The organism is Streptomyces hydrogenans (assembly GCF_014656075.1).
Lineage (GTDB): Bacteria > Actinomycetota > Actinomycetes > Streptomycetales > Streptomycetaceae > Streptomyces > Streptomyces hydrogenans.
In genome coordinates, this window is the sequence record NZ_BNBS01000013.1 from 17321 (window position 1) to 39578 (window position 22258).

The following is a 22258-nucleotide window of genomic DNA, read 5'->3' on the forward strand; positions in this document are numbered from 1 at the left end:
TTCCCGGTATCCGTTCACAGTGCGGCCATGGACGCCATGGATCACGCCCCTTCGGCCACCCCGAAGGCGCTCGCCACCGAAGCCGTGCACGCCGGCCGGGAAGACCTCGCCGCGCTCGGGCTGCACGCCCCGCCGCTCGACCTGTCCACCACCTACCCCTCGTACGACGCGCGGGCGGAGGCCGCCCGCATCGACGAGTTCGCCGCCACCGGCGCCCGCCTCGACGGGCCGCCGGTCTACGCCCGGCTCGACAACCCGACCGTGGCCCGCTTCGAGGAGGCCCTGGCCCGCCTGGAGGGCGCCGAGGCCGCCGTGGCCTTCGCGAGCGGCATGGCCGCCCTGACCGCGGTCCTGCTGGCCCGCGCCGCCCAGGGCCTGCGTCACGTCGTGGCGGTCCGCCCGCTGTACGGCTGCAGCGACCACCTCCTGGACGCCGGACTGCTCGGCACCGAGGTGACCTGGACCGACCCTGCGGGCGTCGCCGACGCGATCCGCCCGGACACGGGTCTCGTGATGGTGGAGTCCCCGGCCAACCCCACGCTGGCCGAGGTCGACATCCGCGCCGTCGCCCACGCCTGCGGCACGGTCCCGCTCCTCGTCGACAACACCTTCGCCACTCCGGTCCTCCAGCGCCCGGTCGGCCTCGGTGCGCGCATCGTCCTGCACAGCGCGACCAAGTACCTGGGCGGACACGGTGACGTCATGGGCGGCATCGTCGCCTGCGACGAGGAGTTCGCCCGCGAACTCCGCCGCGTCCGCTTCGCCACCGGCGGCGTGCTCCACCCGCTCGCCGGCTACCTGCTGCTCCGCGGCCTCTCCACGCTGCCCGTCCGGGTGAAGGCTGCCTCGGCGACCGCGGCGGAACTGGTGCGCCGCCTGGCCACCGACCCGCGGATCGCCCGCGTCCACTACCCGGTCATCGGCGGGGCGATGATCTCGTTCGAGGTGTACGGGGACCCGCACGAGGTGATCGCCGGGGTCCGGCTCATCACCCCGGCGGTCAGCCTCGGCAGCGTGGACACGCTGATCCAGCACCCTGCCTCGATCAGTCACCGCATCGTGCACGAGGGCGACCGACGAGCAGCCGGCGTCAGCGACCGGCTGCTGCGGATGTCGGTCGGCCTGGAGGATGTCGAGGACCTGTGGCGCGACCTGACCCAGGCGCTCAGCGCTCGCTCTGCCGAGCCTGCTGGTGCGGGCGCTCACTCCGTAGCGGTGCCGACTCCAGCCGAGCGGTGATCACCAGCGTGCCCTCCTCGATCTGGTAGTCGAGGGGCAGGTTGAGCGCTCGCATCGCCGCGACCATGCCGGTGTTGGACGCCTGGGTCACGGCGTAGACGCTCTCGCATCCGGCCTCCTCGGCCATCGCCACGAGCCGGCTGAGGAGCTCGGAGCCGATGCCGCGGCGCTGCCAGTCGTCCTCGACCAGCAGCGCCACCTCGGTCTCGTCGCCGTCCCACAGCAAGTGGCCGAGGGCGACGAGCCGCCCGGACGCGGTCTGAACGGCGAGCGTACGGCCGAACCGCGGGCTCAGCAGATGGTCGAGGTACCGGTCCGCGTCGCCCACCGGCCCGTGGTAGCGCAGGCTCAGCGTGCGCGACGAGCAACGGTCGTGCATGGCACGAGCGGCGGGCAGGTCGCGCTGGTCGGCGCGGCGGACGGTGATCTCGTTGCCCTCGGGGAGGGTGAGGACGTCCTGACTGTGCGGGACGCGTGGTCCGAGCCGCGCGTCCAGTTCGACCAGCGCGCGTGCCCGGGCGAACTCGGTCGGCGTGAACGGGAGGTAGGGCCGTTCGATCAGCAGGGTGCCCCCGCTCGGGTCGCGCAGCTTCATCACGGTCTCTTCGAGTACACCCTCGACCGGTGCCTGCTCGCCGGTCGGGCGACCGGTGAGCGAGAAGGCCGGAACGGAATGGAGGGTGCACCGGCCGAGGAGCTGACGCAGCGCGAGGGGCAGTTCGGCGGCGTCGAGTGCCGTACGGGTGGCGAGGCCGAGCACCCGGGTGGGGGTGTCCACGAGGTCGTGGGCGTCGGCCCGTTCGGTCCAGGTGTCGCGTCCGCCGGCGGCTCCGATCTCCCGCGCGAGGTCACCTGCGGCGAGGTCGGCCGGGGCGCGCAGCAGGAACTCGTCCACCGTGCCCTCCGTCAGCGGGTGGGTCTGGAGGGTGAGGATGTCGACGCCGAGCCGGCCCAGCACCGTGCACAGGGCGGCCAGGCTGCCCGGGGTGTCGTCGACGGTGGTCCTCATCCGCCACAACGCCGTCTCGGTGGACACAGGTGCACGGTCCGGGTCGGGCGCGGCGTCCGGTACCGCCCCTTCGTGGGTGGTCGGTGCAGCCGAGGAGGCGCCTGTTGTGGTGGTGGGTGGAGCATGGCTGTGCCTCCGTGCCCACCATGTGTGGAAGCCGGCGGTGGCGATCAGCGCGATCGCCGAGAACACCAGGAGGTAGGGGCCGTCGGGTCCCTTCACGATGGTCTTGGCGATCGTGTCGGCCACCACCACGGCGGTGAACAGGGCTGCGAGCTCGATCAGGTCGTGCCGCCAGTGGTGCGGGTGGCGGGCGCTCTTGGAGGACGTCACATCGGTCATGGCTTCACTGTGACCGAGAGGTGTTGCGTGATCACGAACGCTTTGTGACTGGCGGGTTAAGTGGCGATCTGGAGGATTTGTGACTGATTCAGGTTGTTTCTGGCGTGCCGTGATCGGTCCCCTGGCCGAGTGCGTTCCGTAGCCTCCGCGCCTGGGTGACCAGCTGAGACGCGCCCCGGGCCGACGCGTGTCGTTCGAGCCCTGCCAGCTTGCCCGTCGCCCCGCACCGTTCCACGCAGTCCGCCGCGATGGCCAGGAGTTCGCCCAGGCCGCGCATGGGCTGCTCGGCGTCGAGGAGCGGGGGCAGTGCCTCCGAGAGCATCGTCCACACGGTCCTGTAGGCGCCTGTCGCGGCCGCGGTCCGAGCGGCGTCCGCGAGGCGGTTCGGCTTCATCGACCGCTCGGCGAGGAGCCAGGCGAGATCCCTGCCCACCTGACGGGCGTCGAGTTCCCCCCGAGCTGCCAGGACCAGCAGCGCGTCCACGGCCCGCAGTCGGTCCTCCGCGTCCCGGCAGCCGAGCCCGAAGGCCAGCACCAGGGCGACCGCCCTGCCCACCTGGCCCTCGCCTTCGGCGAGCAGGGTCAGGGGGCCCGTCACGTCCCGGGTCGAATCGCCGTCCACCGCGCTCGCCATCGAGGAGAGCAGGCACGCCGCAAGCAGTTCACGGTCGGCGGGGAGCAGCGTGGCCCAGCGCTCGGGTACCTGCTCCCAGTGGTAGCAGCGGCGCGCATTGGGAAGCAGACCGCCGGCGAGCCAATGGAAAGACCTCGGGAACTCCTTCCGGAACTCCGGTCGCTTCGCCGTCTCGACGAGGATGCGGTCCACGAGCCACCAGCGACCCGATCCCTTCTCCTTGCGCGGATGGAACCGTACGGTCGCCGCCAACGGGTTCTCCGACCGCAGCCACACGGCGAGCCGAGCTCCGGCGGCGGTGCCCAGGACCTCCGCCTCCTCCGCGGCCTTGCCCGCGGACGGATCCTCCCGGCGTACGCGCAGGAGCGCGTGGCCCAGATCCACCGGTGCCGGCTCGAGCCCCGCGTCCGCGTACTCCCGGAGCCGCCGGACCAGCTCCAGCGGATCGATCCCGCCGGTGTGCCGGGTCGGAGTCGAGAGGAGCAGGGGCAGCGTTCCCCCACCGATCAGGTGCGCGACCTCCCAGATCCGGATCTCGTGGGATGCCTCCATCGCCCCGTGGACACAGGCCGTCATCGGAACGGGCTGGTTGCGCCCCGCTTCGATCCGTTCCGGCCTCACCTTTCCCAGGACGGAGGCGAGGACCGCGTCCAGGCCGCGCGGACCGTGCTGGAAGTGGTCGTAATCGCGGTGGAGAGCGATTCCGTTCGCGTTCTGCCAGTACGCGTCGGCGAACGCTTCCCGCAGCTGGGAAGCCAACGCTTCCCGGTCGTGGTGCGCGTGCCGCACCAGACCGTCGAGGGATCGCTCGTACTCCATCGCGCTGTCGGACCGCCGCTGGACCAGCAGGTCCTCCACAAGCTCCTCCACGGTGCCCTCGGGCCCGGGCAGGAACTGCGGTTCCGGTACGGGAGGCAGGATCTCCTCGTACGGAAGGCGCTCGGGTTCCCCGAGGCGGTCCCCGAAGACCACCTCTGCGGCGGCCCGATGCGCGGGTCCGAGGAGTTCCGCGGCCTCGGCCAACTCCCGGCACGTCTGCTCGTCGACGTCCTTCAGATGACGGGCCACGACCTGCAGCGCCCGCTCCTGGACCTCCGAGTCCTCGTGCCCGAAAGCGTCCGCCACCACCGGGAGAACCTCGGCGGCGAGTGCCGGGTTCTTGGCGAGCACCTTGTTCACCAGGGACAGCTGGGTCCGCAGGAGCTTCTTCTCGGTGCGGAACAGAACACCGGCCGTCATCTCCGCGAAGGCTCCGCCGGGCAACGCGCCCTCCAGCGCCAGCCCCGAGAGCGTCTTCTGCGCGTACCCGGCGACCGAGGAGATCGCGTCAGCGGTCATGCCGATCCAGTCGGCGACCCGGTCCCGGCGTTCTTCCGCATCGGGCGGTACCAACTGGAGCAGCGCCATGGGGAAGCGAAGGTCACGGAGGCGTCCGCCGCGCAGCAGCCGTGAGACGCACAGGTCGACGACCTCCGCGCGGTCCAGCACCCCCTCCCGGGTGAGAGTCGCCACCGCCGTGGGCCAGTGGGTAGACGAGCCATCCGTCCCGGACCAGGTCAGCTGGTCCGGTGTCTCCTGCATCGAGAGGGCGTGCGCGATCAGCACCCGCGTCTGCGGATCCGTCCTCAGCCGCTCCAACAGCTTGTCGTCCGTGACAGCCCGCGTCCAGCCGAGTACGTATCCGTCCGTCGCCGGCACCGCGGCCCCCGAGGTCTCCACGAGCGCGCGGATGAGTCCGTAGCTGCTCTCCGCGACCGCCGGCTTGGCCGCCAGCCGCTGGGCCACGTCGGCCCGCCATTCCGCCGTGCGGTCGGCGAGTACCCGCAGGGCCAGGACGCCGTCCTCGGTGCGCCAACCGAGGAGATCACGGCCACCGAGCCAGTCGGCCGCCGCGGCGGCGCCCGTGTGGCAACCGGCCCCCGCCACGTACAGGGCCCGCCGCACCCGCGCGGTTTCTTCCCAGCGGTTCCAGTCCCAGGAACGCACCTCGATACGCAACGCCTTGAGCTGCGTCAACGCCTCCGCGCGTGCGGCCGCGTCCAAGAGTTCCAGGAGCGTGGGAACCGCGTTCGCGCGACCGGCGCGCACGGCTGTCATCAAGGCGCCGACCCCCTTGCCGTCGCCGGCCCCGCCCCGTACCGCAGTCTTCATTTCCGCCCCCATCGGTTGCTCGATTCGCCGCCGGCCAGTGCCGACCGTGCGTCCGTCCCCACCGTCATGCCGCCGCTGCCGAGCCGCGGCGGACCATCCGTACCGCCAAGGCGTGCTTGCAAGGTCCCCGCCGGCCGCGGTGCTCCGCCCACCACGTACACGTGCAGCTCAGCGCAGCGTCCGACTCCCGCACCCGGTAGCGCCGCTCGCCCGAGACCACGGTCACGCCGTCTCCGTCGACGCTCACCGCGTCCTCCGCGACCAGTCGGCGGGCGGCGACGAGGCGTGGGTTGTGCCGCTCGGCCCGGTCGGCGTCGTAGGGGAGCTCGCGATGGAAGTACGCGGCATCCGCGACGTCGTAGCCCACCCGTCCCGCGGTGCCCAACCGGGTCAAGGCCGCACGGACCCGATCGGCCGTGAGGCCGGACTGCTCGGCGAGATCCGCCGGATCGATTCTCGGCTCCCAGGCCAGCAGCACGGCGATCAGCTCGGCATCCGCAGCCGCGTCGTCCGTCGCGAGGGCTTCCAGCACCCCGCCTTCCCCCGAGAACCCACGGGAGGGATCCGGCGACAGGGTCAGCGTCAGCCGCATACCCGGCAAGGTCATCTCCCAGGCACTGGCCGAGGCCAGACCATCGGGTACCGGCCCGTACACGCGCAGCCCCGTGGCGAATCGCAGCACCCGCTCGAGCGCCATCAGCCGGTCCGGCCCGGGCAGGCACACGGCCCCCGGTCCCGGGCGCGTCGTCGGGCGCAGTGTGCGGCCGGCCTGGACCACCCACAACGGCGCGCGACCGCGGCTCTGCGAACGAGGCAGCCCCCGCAGGAACCGGACGGCCTCGGCCCCGGTGAGTTCGGCCCGCAGGTCGAACCGGGCCGAGGCGACCTGCGCCTCCGCGAAACCGCGCAACCACCGGTCCGGCAGCGGGACCTTCTTCTCCACCACCGATCCGCCGAGGGTGGTGACGGCCATCTCCTCGGGACCCACCCGCAGGTACATGGGATCGGTACCGCTCATCCGCGAAAGCGCTTCCCGCAAGGGGTCGTTGACATCCACGTTGGTGGTGCCATGGCCCGTCTCCGCGCCTCCCAGGCCCTCGTCGAGCACATCGAGCCGCGCGTACACCCCGCCGCAGCCGGAGAAGGACTCGAATCGCAGCCGGTCCCCGTTCCCCGTCACGACGGGATCCAGCGATCCTGGTCTCGTCCGTTGGTGGTAGCGCGCCGCCGCCACGTCCGCCACCGCCAGCAGACCGCGCGCGGCGATCTGAGGAGCGGCCAGGAAGCCGGCGAAGAACCGGGGATGGGCCTCGGCTCCGCGAGGGGTCAGGCCTCCGGCCGTCTCCAGACCGAGGAGGCGGCCGGAGGCCGTGGACTCAAGGGAAGAAGGGCGTGCGTAGGCGAGCGCCTGTACGGATCGCGTCATGGAAACGACCGTAGAGCCCCCCACTGACATCCGCTTCGTATCCACAGGCCGGCCTGTGGATAACTCCTGCGGTCCGATATGCGCGTTACTGTCCTACCAGCCCCGGCCGCAGCGTCTTCGTGAACAGCACGGAGTCGTCGTCCCCACGCAGACGCACCGTCAGATCCCCACTCCCGCCGTCGATGTCCACCTCGCCGAAGTACTGCGGACTCTCCATCGGCGACACGTTGGCCCGCTCGGGCGCGCGCACGAACACGCGCTCCGGGCCGAACGTCCCGTCCAGCTTGTTGGCCGGGAACCCTCCCGCGGCCAGCGGCCCCGACACGAACTCCCAGAAGGGCGCGAAGTCCTGGAAAGCGGCCCGCTCCGGCGCGTAGTGCTGCGCGGAGGTGTAGTGGACGTCCGCGGTCAGCCACACCGTGCCGGTCACCCGGCGGTGCTTGATGAACCGCAGCAGCTCGGCGATCTGCAGTTCCCGCCCGAGCGGCGCTCCGGGATCACCCTGCGCTATGGCCTCGAAGGCGGTGGCGCCGTCGGGGACGACGAGCCCGATGGGCATGTCCGCGGCCAGCACCTTCCACACCGCCCGTGAGCGCACCAGCTCCCTCTTCAGCCAGTCGAGCTGTTCCGCTCCGAGAATGCCCGTGGTGTCGTCTGCCTGCCGGCCGGGCGAGTTCGCGTTGCGGTACGAACGCATGTCGAGCACGAACACGTCGAGCAGCGGCCCGTACCGCACCACCCGGTGCATCCGGCCCTCGGCACCGGCCGCGCCCCCTGTTCCGGCCCGCAGAGTGGAGACCGGGAAGTACTCGGAGAAGGCGCGTGACGCCCGCGCGGCGAGCACGTCCACATCCTTCTCGGCATAGCGCGCGTCGTCGAGGATCTGCCCCGGGTACCAGTTGTTGCGCACCTCGTGATCGTCCCACTGGGTCACCGTCGGCACCTGGGCGTTGAACGCGCGGACGTTGTGGTCGAGCAGGTTGTAACGGAAGTTGCCGCGGTACTCGTCGAGCGTCTCGGCCACCTTCGCCTTCTCCGGCGTCACCACATTGCGCCAGATGCGACCGTCGGGGAGCGTCACCGACGGCTGCAGCGGTCCGTCGGCGTACACGGTGTCGCCACTGCACAGGAAGAAGTCGGGGTCGAGACGGCGCATGGCCTCAAAGGCGCGGAATCCGCCGATGTCCGGGTTGATGCCCCACCCCTGTCCGGCGATGTCGCCGGACCAGAGGAAGCGTATGCCGTCGCGGCGCCGTTCCGGAGCCGTGCGGAACGTGCCGAGGAGCGGCTCGCTCGTGCGGCGCGGATCGTCGGGGTCGGCGAGGACCACCCGGTAGTGGATCTGCTCGCCGGAGGGCAGCCCGCGCAGGAGCGTCGTTCCCGTGAAGTCCGTATCCGCCCCCAGCAGGGGACCGTGGTGCCGGCGGACCCGTCGGAACGACTCCGTCGCCGACGTCTCGACGATCATCCGCGCGGGCCGGTCCGACCGGACCCACACCAGTCCCGCGTGGGCCGTCACGTCCCCCGTCTGCACGCCCCACCGTCCCTCCGGACGCCCGGAGAGAGCGAACGCCGGTGCCGCCAGGCCCGCGCCGCCCAGGGCGAGGCCCGTGGACACGGCGAGCGAGCCACGCAGCACGCTGCGGCGTGCGGGCGTCGAAAGGGACGGAGCGGAAGGGGCGGCCGGGACGGAACCGGGCGGGTGCGTGGTCATACGGGGCCTCCGGGAGCGGATCGGTGGTCGACGCGGCGCCAGGACTGTGGCGTCAAGGTCGTTTTCCGGTAGGAGAGTTCGGTCCGGGACCCTGCCTAACCGCCGCGAGCAGCGCCCGCGCGAACCCCGCGTGAACAGATCACCCCGAGCGATTCACCGTCCGGCGAGTGCCTCCGCCACGTGCCGCATTCCCGCGGCGATCGTCGTCGGCGTCAGATGTGCGTACCCGACGACGAGGCGTACGGCCCCGTCAGTGGGCCGCGCCGTCCCGTACTCCTCCAGCGCGCGCAGGGCCACGCCGACGCTCGCCGCCGCCCCCAGGAACCGACGTGTCGGCCCGTACCGGGCCGGAAGACACGCGATCACGTGCAGCCCGGCCGCGATTCCGGTCACCGTCGTCCCGGGGAAGTGCTCGTCCAGAGCGGCGAGCAGGGCGTCGCGCCGCTCGCGGTACGCACGCTGGCAGCGGCGCAGCTGCCGGTCGTAGCCCCCGCTCGTCACCAGGTGGGCCAAGGCCGCCTGATCGAGTGCCGGATGCCCGAGGTCCATGGTCCGCTTCCGTTCGACGACCTCCTCGACCAGCGACTCGGGCACTACCATCCAGCCGAGTCGGAGCCCCGGAGCCAGCGATTTGCTCACCGATCCCGTGTACACGACCCGCTCGGGGTCCAGTCCCTGGAGTGCCCCCACCGGCGCACGGTCGTAGCGGAAGTCGCCGTCGTAGTCGTCCTCGCACACGTATCCGTCTACCGACCGGGCCCATTCCAGGAGCATCCCGCGTCGCTCCGCCGACCACGCGATCCCGGAGGGGAACTGATGCGACGGCGTCACCACCACCGCCCGCGTACCTGAACGGGTGAGGGGCTCCGGACGCAGGCCCTCGTCGTCGAGCGGCAGCCACAGCGTGTCCAGCCCGGTCGCCGCGAAGAGCCGGCCGTGCTCCGGGCTCCCGGGGTCCTCCACGCCCACGTCGCGGTGGCCCCGTGCGCGGAGTACGGATCCGAGCAGTGTCGCCGCCTGCGCCACCCCCGAGCACACGACCAGTCGGTCGGGGTCGGCCACGACGCCCCGCCGCCGACTCAGCATCGCCGCGAGTGCGGAACGCAGCGCGGGAAGGCCTCGGGGATCCGGGTAGCCGAGTGCGCTGTGGGGCAGTTCGGCGAGCACGGTCCGTTGCGCCGCCGCCCAGGCCGCGCGCGGGAAGAGGGACAGGTCGGGTGTGCCGGGCCGGAAGTCGGCGACCGTGCCGGAGCCGGGCGCCGACGGGGCGTGCGGAACGGAGGGTGTCGCCGCCCGTCCCGTACGTACCGCGCCGCCGACCCAGGTGCCCGAGCCACGGTCGCTGCGCAGGTAGCCCTCCGCCACCAGTTGTTCGTACGCCTCTGTGACCAGGCCGCGGGAGACCCCCAGGTCCTGGGCGAGCGCGCGGCTGGACGGCAGGCGGGTGCCCGACGCGAGCCTTCCGGCGCGGACCGCCTCGCGCAGTGCCTCCTGGAGGGCGCGCCCCCGTCGGCGGGCGGGTGCGGCGGCCGCCGGAAGAAGCACCTCCCAGGCGGGTTGCGCGCCCGAGGTCCGGTTGGTCGGCTCGGCCGCCGTGGTCGAAGTGGTCCCCGATGGCGTCATGGAAGTGGACCTTAATGCGGGCCGCCCGGCTTCCTAGCGTGAGGACCATGAACGCCAACGCCCTGCGCGGGGTCCTGATCGTGACCCTCGCGTACGCCCTCGTCGGGGCCTCCTTCACCGCCAACGGACTGCTCGGCGACTATCCGTACGCCGGCGGGCAGGCCCTGCGCTACGGTGCCGCCTGTCTGCTTCTCCTCCCGCTCCTCGGCCGGGGCGGGCTCGCTCCGCTGCGGCTGCTCGGCGTCGGCGCATGGGTGCGGATCGCAGTGCTGGCCGGCGTCGGCATGGTCGGGTTCAACCTTGCCGTCCTCGCCGCCGAGCGGACCGCAGAGCCCGCTGTTCCCGGAGTCGTCGTCGGATGCGCCCCGATCGTGGTGGCCGTCCTGGTGCCGCTGCTCGAAGGCAGGCGCCCCACGCCGCCGGTGCTGTACGGGGCCCTGCTCGTTGCCGCCGGTGCCTTCACCGTGCAGGGGTGGGGGCGTACCGACCTGGCGGGGCTCGGCTGGTCGGTCGCGGCGCTGGCGGGCGAGGTCGGGTTCACCGTGCTCGCGGTGCCCGTGCTGCGTCCGCTCGGACCGCGCCTGCTCACGGTCGCCGTGTGCGGTGTCGGGGCCGTGGAGGCGACGTTGATCGGGCTGGTGGTGGACGGTTCCGCGTTCGTGCGGATGCCGACCGCGGTGGAGGCAGGCGCCCTGCTGTGGCAGGCGGTGCTTGCGACCGTCGTCGGGTTCGTCCTCTTCTACATGGGGGTCCAGCGCATCGGCATGGAGCGCGCCACGCTCTTCACGGGTGCCATTCCCGTGGCGGCCGCGCTGAGCGCGGCCGTGGTCGGCCAGGCGACCCTGGGGCTGCCCCAGGCGGCCGGCGGGCTTCTCGTCGGGGCCGGGGCCGCACTCGGTACCGGTCTGCTGACCGGACGGAAGACGGCGGGATCAGCCGGAGGCGCTGCCGTCGAGGATCACGCGGGCGACGAGCGCGGGGTCGTCGTTCATCGGAACGTGGCCGCAGCCGGGCAGCCGTACCAGGCGCGCTCCGGGGATGGTCCGCTTGGCGCGGACGCCCTGTCGGCGCAGCAGCAGTCGGTCCCGGGTGCCCCAGGCGACGGTGACCGGGAGGGAGGGGACGTCGTCGTGGAAGAGGACGGTGCGGCCGGCGTCGAGCGTCTGGTGGAAGCCGGTGGCCTCGCGCAGCGCGAGCGTCTCGGCGAGGACCGCCTCGGGTGAGCGGCGGCCGGGCCGGGCGTAGATGGTGCTGGTGAGCGCGGTGCGTCCGGCCGGGGTACGGGAGAGCCGTTCGATGAGGGGCACGGGCAGGGACAGGGCCGCGCCGCGCATCGCCCGCAGGGTTCCGAAGGCGTACCGACGCTCGCTCTCGGACCAGAACCCGGCGGGGGAGAGCGCCGTCACCGAGCGGACGGCCTTCTCGCGGCCCAGCTGGAGGGCGAGCAGTCCGCCGAGGGAGTTGCCCGCCACGTGCGGCCGCTCGGCACCGAGGGCCGCGCAGAAGGCGGAGAGCACGGGCGTGACGGTCGCCAGGTCGTAGGCCGAGCCGGGCGGGAGGCCCTCGGAGGCGCCGAAGCCCGGCAGGTCGACGGCGATGACGTCGCGTTCGGCGGCGAGGACGTCGAGGACCGGCTCCCATGCCTGCCAGTGGTGCCCGATGCCGTGGAGCAGGAGCAGCGGCTCGCCCGTTCCGCGGCGCTCGTACGTCAGGGACGTGGTGCGGCGACCTTGCGGGGTCTCGAACTCGAACGCGATCCGTGCCGGCATGGAGGCTCCCTCGTACATCCTCTTAGACGTCCTGTCAGCAAGAATTACTGTTCGGTAGCCAGGAGTTCAAGAGCTCTGCGCAAAGTGATGTCGTCGGATTCGCGCCCCTCTCCTCCCCGCACGTCCCCCGCGCCTCTCACGTGCCCGAAGCCCCGCCCGCCGGACCGGCAGGCGGGGCTTCGGGCTTCGCGCGTCTCACGGAGGTGCGAACGTCCTGTGAACGATCAAGGTCAGAGGGTCACATTTCCGGACGTTCGGCGGAGGATTGGTCTTGACCAAGGTGGTGGCTCGCCTTATGGTCGCAGAGTTAGTGCAGGAACCTTTAATAAACAAGGGCGCGGAAACGCCGCGGGACACGGCGAAATGCGGAGGACAGGGTGGGGACCACGCAGCTGGAATCGGTCCAGGAACCGAAGTACCAGCACCTCAAGACGGTGATCGGCGAGGCTCTCGACTCCGACTTCGCGGTCGGCGAGATCCTGCCCAACGAGCGCGAGCTCGCGGCCCGCTTCGGCGTCGCCCGGGCCACGCTCCGCCAGGCTCTGGAGCAGCTCGAACTCGAAGGACGCCTCCAGCGGCGTCGCGGTGTCGGCACCACCGTCGCGCCCCCGCGCGTCGGCGTCGACGTCTCGACCACGCAGCAGGCGTGGCCCGGTGTCGGTGACGACGCCTGGCAGGCTCAGGACTCGGTCCTCGGCGCGGCGCCCGCCGCCGTCGCGCGGCTTCTGGAGACCCCGGCAGGCGAGGACGTGCACATCGTGCGTCGGGTGCGCCTGGGCCAGGGCCAGGCCGTCGCCGCCGAACTCCTCTACGTGCCCGCGGCCTCGGTCGCCGGGCTCGTCGCCGTCGACGCCCCCGCCGGTGCCACCGGCGCCCGCGCCGTGCTGCGCGAGCTCCAGCACCTGGCCCTCGACGGCCAGGACCGTTCGGTCGAGCTGGGCTCCGCGCGCGCCGACGACGCCAAGGAGCTGGACCGACTGCCCGGCTCGCCGGTGCTGGTCGTGACGACCCGCTACCTCTCCGGGGGCCGTACCGCGGCCGTCTCCGTCGCGACGTACCGCGCCGACACCTGCCGCCTCACCTTCGGCGACTCCGTCGACCTGGCGATGGCCTCCTGAACGAACCGCGTCGCCCGGCCCCGAGGGCCGGCGCTCCGTGGGCACCACGACGCCCCGGCCTTTCGAGGCCGGGGCGTCGTGTCGTGTCGTGGCCTTCGCTCGTGCCTGTCGTACGGCGGCGGCGCTCAGGGACGACGACCGGTGGGGGATCTGCGGTGGTGTCCGGGTGGTGCTGTTCGGTCGCGGGGTACGGGGACGGTGACCGGTGGCGGTGGACGCCGGGCCGGCGTCCACATCGGGTCTAGCGCCGGGCCGTCACGCTGCCGTCGACCGCGAACAGCTGCTCCTCGACGTGGTCGAGGGCGAGGCGGAGCGCGCCCGTTCCGACGGCGGCCTCGCCGAGCAGCGACAGTACGACGCGCGGCGGGCGGAGGCAGAAACGCGCCAGTTCCTCGCGGAGCGGCTGCAGGACGCCGTCCAGGCCGGCCGCCCAGCCTCCGACGACCACCAGCTCCGGATCGAGCGCCAGGACGAGCGCGCCGACGTCGTGCACCAGGCGCTGGATGAACCGCTCCACGGCGGCCTCGGCCCGTACGTCACCCTTCTTCGCCAGCGCGAAGACCTCCGCCACCGCCTGCTCGTCCAGCGGGTGCAGCGGTTCGTCGGTCGTCGACAGGAGGTGTTCCGGCGTCACGCCGCGACCCAGGAGGTGCAGGGCGCCGATCTCGCCCGCCGCGCCGCCGTAACCGCGGTGCAGGCGGCCGCCGATCATCGAGCCCGCGCCCGGGCTCAGCCCGGCGAGGACGAAGACGATGTCGTCCGAGTCGGTCGCGGCGCCCTTCCAGTGCTCCGCGACGGCCGCGGCGTTCGCGTCGTTCTCCACGATCACCGGGCAGCGGAAGGAGCGGCGCAGCCGCTCGCCGAGCGCCAGGCCCGTCCAGCCGGGCAGCGCGGTGCCGAGCCGTACCGTGCCGTCGGCCTCCACGATGCCGGGGGTGCCGACGCCGACCGCCCGCAGGTTCGACCGGGGCACGCCGGCGCGGCGCAGCACGTCGGCGACGACCACGCGCACCTTGTCCAGGCGCTCGTCCTCGGTCGCGGTCTCTGACACCTCGCGCGCGCCGGCGCCGATGATCCGGCCGTCCAGGCCGGAGAGGAGCGCGGCGACGCGGTGCGGGCCGATCTCGATGCCGAGGAGGTGGCCGGCCTCGGCGCGGAAGCGGAACCTCCGGGCCGGACGGCCCTGGCGCCTCGCCTCGCCCTCCTCGGGCGCGGCCTCGACGACGAGTCCGCCTTCGATGAGTCCCTCGACGACGCCCTCGACGGTCGGCCGGGACAGACCCGTGATCCGGGTCAGGTCCGTCAGCGTGCGCGCGTCGGAGCCCCGCAGAGCATGGAGTACCACGGCGGAATTGATCCGCCGCAGCAGAGACGGATCCCCGCCGGTCAGCCGCCCCACCGTGTGTCCTCCCAGCTCGTGCCCCTCTCAGGCGGATGGTACTCAATGGTTCCGGAAGCGGCGAGGGCCGCCCCCGGCCCGTGTCCGGGCCGTGTCCCCGCCGAGACCCCGGCCGCGGCGGGGCCGACCCGGGCCGGGGCCGCGGCTCCCCGTCGGATCGCGGGGAGGCCCGCTCGGCGTCGGGGCGGGCTGACGTGACGCCAACTGTCAGTGCCGGCCGGTTTACTGGACGCATGACCACGGCACGCCTCTTGTCGGACCTCGACTTACTGCGGTCGAGGGAGTTCCCGGCGCGGTCGGAGCGGTACGGGCCCCTCGGCAGCGGGCGCGGTTTCCATGTCGCCGCGCTGGCCACCGGCGAGGAGTCCGCGGAGGGCGACGGGAGCAGCCGCGAGGAGGCCGAGGAGCAGTGCGAGGCGGAGCGGTACGGGCCGGTCGCCCTGCTCCCGCGCGCTGGGGCGAGCCGGACCTGATGAGCCTGTGGTCGCTGCTGGACCGGGGCGTGGCGGGGGACGAACTGCCGGAGCCGTGGTCCGGCCTGTGCGGCCACGTACCGGACCTGATGCTGTGGCGGGTGGACGCCAGATGGATCGGCCTGGGCGTAGCGCGGTGGGGCGAGGAGCCGCCGGTCCGGCTCCTCGCCGTCGTCACGGAGGTGGACCCGCCGTAGGGAGGGAGCGCCGGCGCGGGGAGTTCGGGCCGCGGCGGTGAACGAAGGTCGGGACGGAGGGTCTCCGTCAGCCTGTCGTCGCGGGCGGCAGGCCGGCGGCCTGCCGGAGGCGGGCGTACTCCTCCGCCATCGTCTGCGCCGTCCAGTGGGCGTTGAGTCCGCTCGGGTTGGGCAGGGCCCAGATCCGTGTCGTGCCGATGGTCCGCTCCTGCGGGCCGATCGCCGCCTTGGGTTCGCCGAAGGCGGTGCGGTACGCGGTGACGCCGACGACCGCGAGCCAGCGGGGCTCCAGCCGCAGGACCTTCTCGGTGAGGACGCGGCCGCCCTCGACGTACTCCTCGCGGCTCAGTTCGTCGGCGCGCGCGGTCGGCCGGGCAGCGACGTTGGTGATGCCGAGGCCGTACGTGAGGAGTTCGTCCTGCTCGTCGGGGCGGAGCAGGCGCGGGGTGAAGCCGGAGAGGTGCAGGACCGGCCAGAAGCGGTTGCCGGGGCGGGCGAAGTGGTGACCGGTGGCGGCGGTCATCAGCCCCGGGTTGATGCCGCAGAAGAGAACGGCGAGGCCGCCCTCGGCCACGTCGGGGACGACGCGGTCGCGGGCGGCCTCCAGTTCCTCACGGGTGAACCGGGGGGTCCGGGTCAGAGGATCGCCCCGGGGGTGTAGCCGGCGGCCTCCGGGTGCTGCTTGGCGAGCTCCTCGATCCGGGACACCACGGTCGCGACCTGGTCCGCGGCGGCGCCGGTGAAGGACAGCTTGTCCGCCATCAGCTCGTCGAGCTGGGCGCGGTCCAGCGGGATGCGGTCGTCGGCGGCGAGCTTGTCGAGCAGCTCGTTGCGCTCGACGCCCTGCTCGCGCATGGCGAGGGCGGAGGCCACCGCGTTCTCCTTGATGGCCTCGTGGGCGAGCTCGCGGCCCACGCCGGCACGGACCGAGGCCATGAGGACCTTGGTGGTGGCGAGGAAGGGCAGGTAGCGGTCGAGCTCGCGGGCGACCACGGCCGGGAAGGCGCCGAACTCGTCGAGCACGGTGAGGAAGGTCTCCAGCAGGCCGTCGAGCGCGAAGAACGCGTCCGGCAGGGCCACGCGGCGGACCACGGAGCAGGACACGTCGCCCTCGTTCCACTGGTCGCCGGCCAGCTCGCCCGTCATCGAGGCGTAACCGCGCAGGATGACCATGAGGCCGTTGACGCGCTCGCAGGAGCGGGTGTTCATCTTGTGCGGCATCGCGGAGGAGCCGACCTGGCCGGGCTTGAAGCCCTCGGTGACCAGCTCGTGGCCGGCCATCAGGCGGATCGTCTTGGCGATCGACGACGGACCGGCGGCGAGCTGCACCAGCGCGGTGACGACGTCGTAGTCGAGCGAGCGCGGGTAGACCTGGCCGACGGAGGTGAAGGCGTGCGCGAAGCCGAGGTGGCCGGCGATCCGCTGCTCCAGCTCGGCGAGCTTCCCGGCGTCGCCGCCGAGCAGGTCGAGCATGTCCTGGGCGGTGCCGACCGGGCCCTTGATGCCGCGCAGCGGGTAGCGGCCGAGCAGGTCCTCCAGGCGGGCGTACGCCACGAGCAGCTCGTCCGCGGTGGTTGCGAAGCGCTTGCCGAGCGTGGTGGCCTGCGCGGCGACGTTGTGCGAGCGCCCAGCCATGACCAGCTCGCCGTACTCGGCCGACAGCTTGCCGAGGCGGGCCAGGACGGCGACCGTACGGTCCCGGACCAGCTCGAGGGAGAGGCGGATCTGGAGCTGCTCGACATTCTCCGTGAGGTCGCGGGAGGTCATGCCCTTGTGCACGTGCTCATGGCCGGCGAGGGCGTTGAACTCCTCGATGCGCGCCTTCACGTCGTGCCGGGTTACCTTCTCGCGCTCGGCGATGGAGCCGAGGTCGACCTGGTCGAGGACGCGCTCGTAGTCGGCGATCGCCGCGTCCGGAACCTCGATCCCGAGGTCCTTCTGGGCACGCAGCACGGCGAGCCACAGCTGGCGCTCCAGCTTCACCTTCTGCTCGGGGGACCAGAGGACGGCGAGCTCCGCGGAGGCGTAGCGGCCGGCCAGGACGTTGGGGATACGGGGCTTCACAGTCGCAGCAGTCACGTGTCCAGAGTTTACTGGTGATTTCTGCAGGCCAGCGCCGTGGTCCCGGCTGGAGCTTGCTACGAGACGCAGCTCACGCGCCGTACGTCCCCGCCGGGCGCCCGCGTCCCGGTCAGACCTCGGACCGCGTCTCGTACGGCAGCAGCTCGGGCCGCTTCGGCGGGCGGCCGTCGCCGGACGAGCGGCCGGTGAGCCGACGGCCGATCCAGGGGCCGAGGTGCTCCCGCGCGAAGCGGGCGTCCGCGGTGCGCCGCGACAGCCAGCCGGGCGGCGCGGTGGCCGGCAGCGGGGTTTGCCAGTCGAGCTCGGGGGCGAGTCCCAGCGCCTGCCACACCGCTTCGGCCACCCGCTGGTGGCCGTCGGCGGTCAGGTGCAGGCGGTCGACGTCCCACAGGCGGGGGTCGCCCAGGGCCGGGGCGCCGTACAGGTCGACGACGAGGGCGCCGTGCCGGGCGGCGAGCTCGTCGATGTGGGTGAAGAGCTCCTCCATCCGGGGGCGGAAGCGCTCCATGACCGGACCGTTCCGGCCGGGGCTGCGCATCAGGACGAGCTGCCCGCAGGAAGGTGTGAGGTGTTCCACGGCCTCGGTCAGGAGGCCCTTCACCCGCCCCATGTCGACCTTGGGTCGGAGGGTGTCGTTGAGGCCGCCGACGAGGGTCACCACATCGGCCTTCATCCCTGCGGCCAGGGCGACTTGTTCCTCGACGATCTGTCCGATGAGCTTCCCGCGCACGGCGAGATTCGCGTACCGGAAGCCCGGCGAGCGGGCCGCGAGCCGGCCGGCGAGGACGTCCGCCCATCCCCGGTAGGAACCGTCGGGCCTCAGGTCCGACATACCCTCGGTGAAGCTGTCCCCGACGGCGACGAGACTGTTGTACGTGGCATTGATCTCCATGGCGGAGCCGATCATACCGCGCGGTATGCGCGGATGCCGTGGAGAACCCGGGAGGGGAAACCCGATGAGCGACGCGCTCCTGAACGCGCTGGCCGAGGCACTGGCCGGGCTGGTGACCGCGGTCGAGACCAGCGACGAGGACGTCCTCGACCCCGACACCGCCGTGAAGTGGCTGGAGGACACCGGTCACGTCCTGGCCGGACTCGGTGCCGCCGACCGGCGCGCCCTCGACGGTCTCTTCCGCGAGGCCGCCCTGCGCGAGCCGCCCGGCGCCCGGCGCGAGGAGCTGCTCAAGGTCTCCGCGGGCTTCGGGCTCGACGAGGATCCCCACCTCGCCGCCGTCGACGCCGTCGCGGACCACGCGCGGCGGTACGCCGACACCGTCCGCGGTGCCGACCCTGCGACGCCCGTCCCGACCTGCCCCGGCTGGACCCTCGGCGACCTGACCCGCCACCTCGGCACCGTCCACGGCTGGGCCGAGCACCTCGTGACCGCCCGCCCCGCGACCCGGGTCCGCGCCGCCGAGCTTCCCCTCGACCCGCCGGCCGACCCGTCCTCGTACCCCGGATGGTTCGCCGACCGCGCCGAGCGCTTCACCGCGGCGGCCCGCGCGGTCGATCCCGCCGCGCCCGTGTGGTCGCCGGGCGCGGAGCCGTACGTGCGGCACTACCCGCGCCACGTCCTCGCGGAAACGGTCGTCCACCTCGCCGACGCCGAGATCGCGCTCACCGGCACCGCCCGGCCGCTCGCCCCCGGCACCGCCGCGGAGGCGCTCGACCACCACCTCGCCACCGCCCCGTACATCCCCTGGATCGCCGAACCGCTCGCCCACCTCGACCGCGACGGCGCCGTCCTGCGCCTGGACGCGCGCGACAGCGCCGCCTCCTGGACGCTCGTGCTCGGCGGGGGCGGCTTCGCCTGGAGCCGGGGGAGCCTGGGGAGCGGCGGTGCCGAACCGACGACGACCGTGACGGCGGACGCGGGCGAGCTGCTGCTGCTCGTGCACCGCCGCTACGACGCCGACGACCCGCGCTTCGCCCTCACCGGGGACCGTGACCTCCTCGACGACTGGCTCGCGGCCGGCGCGCTCTGAGGACGCCGGAACGAGGGAAGGGCCCCGGGATCGTGGATCCCGGGGCCCTTCCCTCGCGTCACTGCGTCACTGCGTCACTGCGTCACTGCGTCACGGCGCCGCGGGGCGGCCCACCAGTTCGCGCAGGACGTCCTCCATCGTCACCAGGCCGGCGAGCTTGCCGTCCTCGTCGAGGACGGCGGCCAGGTGGGTACGGCTGCGGCGCATCGCCGTCAGCACGTCGTCCATCGGCGTCGCCGCCCGCACCCGGGCGACCGGGCGCAGCGCCGACACCGGGAACGGAAGGTCGCGCGGCGTGACGTCCAGGGCGTCCTTCACGTGGAGGTAGCCGAGGATTCGGCGGTCGGAGTCCACGAGCGGGAAGCGGGAGAAGCCCGACGCGGCGGACAGTGCCTCCAGCTCCTCGGGGGTGGTGCCCACTTGCGCGTACATCACCTTCTCCACCGGCATGACCACGTCCCGTACGGGACGACGGCCGAGCTCCAGGGCGTCGTGCAGACGCTCCGTCGCGCGGTCGTCGAGCAGGCCGGCGTCACTCGCGTCGGTGACCATACGGGCCAGCTCGTCGTCCGAGAACGTCGCCGACACCTCGTCCTTGGTCTCCACCCGCAGCAGCTTGAGCAGCGCGTTCGCGAAGGCGTTGATCGTGAAGATCACCGGTCGCAGGGCGCGCGCCAGGGTCACCAGCGGTGGGCCGAGGATCAGCGCGGTCTTGGCCGGTTCGGCGAGCGCGATGTTCTTCGGCACCATCTCGCCGAGCAGCATGTGCAGGTAGGTGGCCACGGTCAGCGCGATCACGAACGAGATCGGGTGGACCAGGCCGTGCGGCACGCCGACGGCGTCGAAGACGGGCTCCAGGAGGTGCGCGATGGCCGGCTCGGCCACGATGCCGAGCACCAGGGTGCACAGCGTGATGCCGAGCTGGGCCGCGGCGAGCAGCGCGGAGACGTGCTCCAGACCCCAGACGACGCTGCGGGCCCGCCGGTCGCCGGCCTCGGCGAGCGGTTCGATCTGGCTGCGCCGGACCGAGATCAGGGCGAACTCGGCGCCGACGAAGAAGGCGTTCACGACCAGCGTGAGCAGGCCGATCAGCAGCTGGATCGCGATCATCGGCGGGCCTCCCCGGTCTCGTCCTCGTCCTGGGCCGGCGGCGCGTGCATCAGGACGCGCGCGGCGCGGCGTCCGGAGGCGTCGACGACGTCGAGACGCCAGCCGCCCAGTTCCACGGTGTCGCCGACCTCCGGGATGCGGCCGAGGTCGGTCGCGAGGACGCCGGCGAGGGTTTCGTAGGGTCCGTCCGGCACCCGCAGGCCGATGCGTTCCAGCTGGTCGGTACGGGCGGCTCCGTCGGCCGACCACAGCGCGCGGCCGTCCTCGTCCTCGCCCGCGCGGGCCAGGTCGGGGGTCTCGTGCGGGTCGTGTTCGTCGCGCACCTCGCCGACGACCTCCTCGACGATGTCCTCCAGCGTCGCGACGCCGGCGGTGCCGCCGTACTCGTCGATGACGACGGCCATCGTCTGCTTGCCGGACAGCCGGTCGAGCAGCTTGTCCACGGTCAGCGTCTCCGGCACGAGCAGCGGCTCGCGCGCGATGTCGCCGACGCGGCGCAGGCGTCGCTGTTCGGCCGGTATGGCCAGGACGTCCTTGATGTGGGCGATGCCCACGACCGTGTCGAGGTTGCCCCGGTAGACGGGGAAGCGGGAGAGGCCGGTGGCGCGCGTGGCGTTCGCGACGTCCTCGGCGGTCGCCTGGACCTCCAGGGCGGTCACCTGGACGCGCGGGGTCATCACGTTCTCGGCGGTCAGCTCCGCGAGGTTCAGTGTGCGGACGAACAACTCGGCCGTGTCGGCCTCCAGCGCGCCCTCCTTCGCCGAGTGGCGTGCGAGCGCCACCAGCTCCTGGGGCGAGCGGGCGGAGGCCAGCTCCTCGGCGGGTTCCATGCCGAGGCGGCGCAGGATCCGGTTGGCGGTGTTGTTGAGGTGACTGATCAGCGGCTTGAACGCGGCCGTGAAGACGCGTTGTGGGGTTGCCACGACCTTGGCCACCGCGAGGGGCGAGGAGATCGCCCAGTTCTTGGGGACCAGCTCGCCGACCACCATGAGGACCACGGTGGACAGTGCGGTGCCGATCACCAGCGCGATCGAGGAGGCCACGGAGGCGGAGAAGCCGAGCGCCTCGACCGGGCCCTTGATCAGGGCGGCGATGGAGGGTTCGGAGAGCATGCCGACGACCAGGTTGGTCACGGTGATGCCCAGCTGGGCGCCGGAGAGCTGGAACGTGAGCGACTTGACGGCCTTGAGGGCTCCGGCCGCGCCGCGCTCGCCGCGCTCCACGGCCGCTTCGAGCTCGCCCCGTTCGACGGTGGTCAGGGAGAACTCCGCCGCCACGAACGCGCCGCACGCGAGCGAGAGCAGCAGCGCCACCAGGAGCAGGAGCACTTCGGTCATCGGTTCACCTCCGTCCCATGATCAGCCAGGGGGGCTCGGAGTGCGCGATGTCGGTCGTCGTGCTCGGGACCGGTGCTCCGTGGAAGGGAGGAACCAGTGCTACTGGGGGGCTCGCCCATGGGCGGACGTTCACACCTTTCGGTCGGCTCGGGGTTCTGAAGGAGATCCCATGGTAAAGGATCGGCAAAACGGTGGGTCGCTCACCCCGTGAAGGGCTTCACCCAGCGGCGCCAGGAGTCCTGGCGTTCGTACCCCGCGGCGGTCCACGCCTGGTGCGCGCGCTCGTTCGCCTCCAGGACCATGGCGTCCGCGCGACGGCCGCCCAGCGTGGCGAACCGTTCCTCCGCGGCGCGCAGCAGCGTCTTCGAGATGCCGCGCCGGCGGTGCGAGGGGAGAACGGCGAGCCGGTAGAGCGAGGCGCGCCAGCCGTCCCAGCCGGCGATCACCGATCCGACGATCACATCGCCGTCCACGGCCAGGATCAGCGCCTCGGGGTCGCGGGCGAGCAGCCGCTTCACCCCGTCGACGTCGTCGGAGATGGAGGTGCCCTCGGCGGCCTCCCGCCAGAAGGACAGCACGGCGTCGGCGTCGGTCGGCGCGGCGGCACGAATCTGTATGTCGATCACGGCACGATCCCACCACGCGGGTAC

General features: G+C 72.6%; 18 protein-coding genes and 1 pseudogene. 6 read left to right on the forward strand and 13 right to left on the reverse strand.

Going from position 1 to position 22258, the window contains the following annotated elements; translation table 11 throughout:
* The first annotated feature begins 27 nt into the window (after window positions 1-27).
* Window positions 28-1239: a trans-sulfuration enzyme family protein gene (locus tag IE321_RS08325; protein ID WP_190222331.1), complete on the forward strand. Its 1212-nt coding sequence runs from the start codon at window positions 28-30 to the stop codon at window positions 1237-1239.
* On the opposite strand, the gene IE321_RS08330 is transcribed toward IE321_RS08325, so the two are convergent.
* The 5 genes from IE321_RS08330 to pdxR form a co-directional block, all read right to left on the reverse strand.
* Window positions 1166-2590 carry a GNAT family N-acetyltransferase gene (locus IE321_RS08330; protein ID WP_190222332.1) on the reverse strand — a complete coding sequence of 475 codons (1425 nt, stop codon included), beginning with the start codon at window positions 2588-2590 and terminating at the stop codon, window positions 1166-1168. The two genes, IE321_RS08325 and IE321_RS08330, sit on opposite strands and share 74 nt — an antisense overlap.
* Window positions 2591-2678: 88 nt before the next feature.
* Entirely contained in the window at window positions 2679-5375 is a 2697-nt protein-coding gene (locus IE321_RS08335) for a DUF7824 domain-containing protein (protein ID WP_190222333.1), read from the reverse strand.
* 64 nt (window positions 5376-5439) lie between these two features.
* Entirely contained in the window at window positions 5440-6801 is a 1362-nt protein-coding gene (locus IE321_RS08340) for an SWIM zinc finger family protein (RefSeq protein ID WP_190222334.1), read from the reverse strand.
* Window positions 6802-6886: 85 nt separating this feature from the next.
* Window positions 6887-8515 carry an alkaline phosphatase D family protein gene (locus IE321_RS08345; RefSeq protein WP_190222335.1) on the reverse strand — a complete coding sequence of 543 codons (1629 nt, stop codon included), beginning with the start codon at window positions 8513-8515 and terminating at the stop codon, window positions 6887-6889.
* 153 nt (window positions 8516-8668) lie between these two features.
* Window positions 8669-10138, reverse strand: a complete 1470-nt coding sequence (pdxR, locus tag IE321_RS08350; RefSeq protein ID WP_190222336.1) for a MocR-like pyridoxine biosynthesis transcription factor PdxR — start codon at window positions 10136-10138, stop codon at window positions 8669-8671.
* 284 nt (window positions 10139-10422) lie between these two features.
* Between pdxR and IE321_RS41890 the strand changes: the two are divergent.
* Window positions 10423-11022 (forward strand): annotated as a pseudogene (locus tag IE321_RS41890) (EamA family transporter); the annotation flags it as partial.
* A 48-nt stretch (window positions 11023-11070) separates the two neighbouring features.
* Here IE321_RS41890 and IE321_RS08360 read toward each other — a convergent pair.
* A complete protein-coding gene (locus IE321_RS08360) occupies window positions 11071-11907 on the reverse strand; it encodes an alpha/beta fold hydrolase (RefSeq protein ID WP_190222337.1) in 837 nt (278 codons plus the stop codon).
* A gap of 377 nt (window positions 11908-12284) precedes the next feature.
* On the opposite strand from IE321_RS08360, the gene IE321_RS08365 reads away from it, so the two are divergent.
* Complete coding sequence (locus IE321_RS08365) at window positions 12285-13025, forward strand: GntR family transcriptional regulator (protein WP_190222338.1); 741 nt, start codon at window positions 12285-12287, stop codon at window positions 13023-13025.
* Between the two features lie 241 nt (window positions 13026-13266).
* Here the strand turns inward: IE321_RS08365 and IE321_RS08370 are convergent, their stop codons facing one another.
* Entirely contained in the window at window positions 13267-14424 is a 1158-nt protein-coding gene (locus IE321_RS08370; protein WP_043223378.1) for an ROK family transcriptional regulator, read from the reverse strand.
* Window positions 14425-14657: 233 nt separating this feature from the next.
* On the opposite strand from IE321_RS08370, the gene IE321_RS41895 reads away from it, so the two are divergent.
* Window positions 14658-14897 (forward strand): hypothetical protein, encoded by a 240-nt coding sequence (locus tag IE321_RS41895; protein WP_226651812.1) that lies wholly within the window; start codon window positions 14658-14660, stop codon window positions 14895-14897.
* A complete protein-coding gene (locus IE321_RS41900) occupies window positions 14897-15094 on the forward strand; it encodes a hypothetical protein (protein ID WP_226651814.1) in 198 nt (65 codons plus the stop codon). The genes IE321_RS41895 and IE321_RS41900 overlap by 1 nt, the downstream gene beginning before the upstream one ends.
* Window positions 15095-15161: 67 nt before the next feature.
* Here IE321_RS41900 and mug read toward each other — a convergent pair whose 3' ends face one another.
* From mug to IE321_RS08390, 3 genes are all read right to left on the reverse strand, one after another.
* Window positions 15162-15668, reverse strand: a complete 507-nt coding sequence (gene mug / locus IE321_RS08380; RefSeq protein ID WP_190222339.1) for a G/U mismatch-specific DNA glycosylase — start codon at window positions 15666-15668, stop codon at window positions 15162-15164.
* Between the two features lie 62 nt (window positions 15669-15730).
* Window positions 15731-17173, reverse strand: coding sequence for an adenylosuccinate lyase (gene purB, locus IE321_RS08385; RefSeq protein ID WP_190222340.1), 1443 nt, complete (start codon window positions 17171-17173; stop codon window positions 15731-15733).
* Window positions 17174-17285: 112 nt separating this feature from the next.
* Window positions 17286-18068, reverse strand: coding sequence for an SGNH/GDSL hydrolase family protein (locus IE321_RS08390; protein ID WP_043223536.1), 783 nt, complete (start codon window positions 18066-18068; stop codon window positions 17286-17288).
* 64 nt (window positions 18069-18132) lie between these two features.
* On the opposite strand from IE321_RS08390, the gene IE321_RS08395 reads away from it, so the two are divergent.
* Window positions 18133-19161, forward strand: coding sequence for a maleylpyruvate isomerase N-terminal domain-containing protein (locus IE321_RS08395; protein ID WP_190222341.1), 1029 nt, complete (start codon window positions 18133-18135; stop codon window positions 19159-19161).
* Window positions 19162-19251: 90 nt separating this feature from the next.
* On the opposite strand, the gene IE321_RS08400 is transcribed toward IE321_RS08395, so the two are convergent.
* The 3 genes from IE321_RS08400 to IE321_RS08410 form a co-directional block, all read right to left on the reverse strand.
* The gene (locus tag IE321_RS08400) at window positions 19252-20271 is read right to left on the reverse strand and encodes a hemolysin family protein (RefSeq protein WP_043223383.1); all 1020 of its coding nucleotides are present in this window, start codon (window positions 20269-20271) and stop codon (window positions 19252-19254) included.
* Window positions 20268-21608, reverse strand: coding sequence for a hemolysin family protein (locus IE321_RS08405; RefSeq protein WP_190222342.1), 1341 nt, complete (start codon window positions 21606-21608; stop codon window positions 20268-20270). The genes IE321_RS08400 and IE321_RS08405 overlap by 4 nt, the downstream gene beginning before the upstream one ends.
* Before the next feature lie 200 nt (window positions 21609-21808).
* Entirely contained in the window at window positions 21809-22234 is a 426-nt protein-coding gene (locus tag IE321_RS08410; protein WP_190222343.1) for a GNAT family N-acetyltransferase, read from the reverse strand.
* Window positions 22235-22258: the final 24 nt, after the last annotated feature.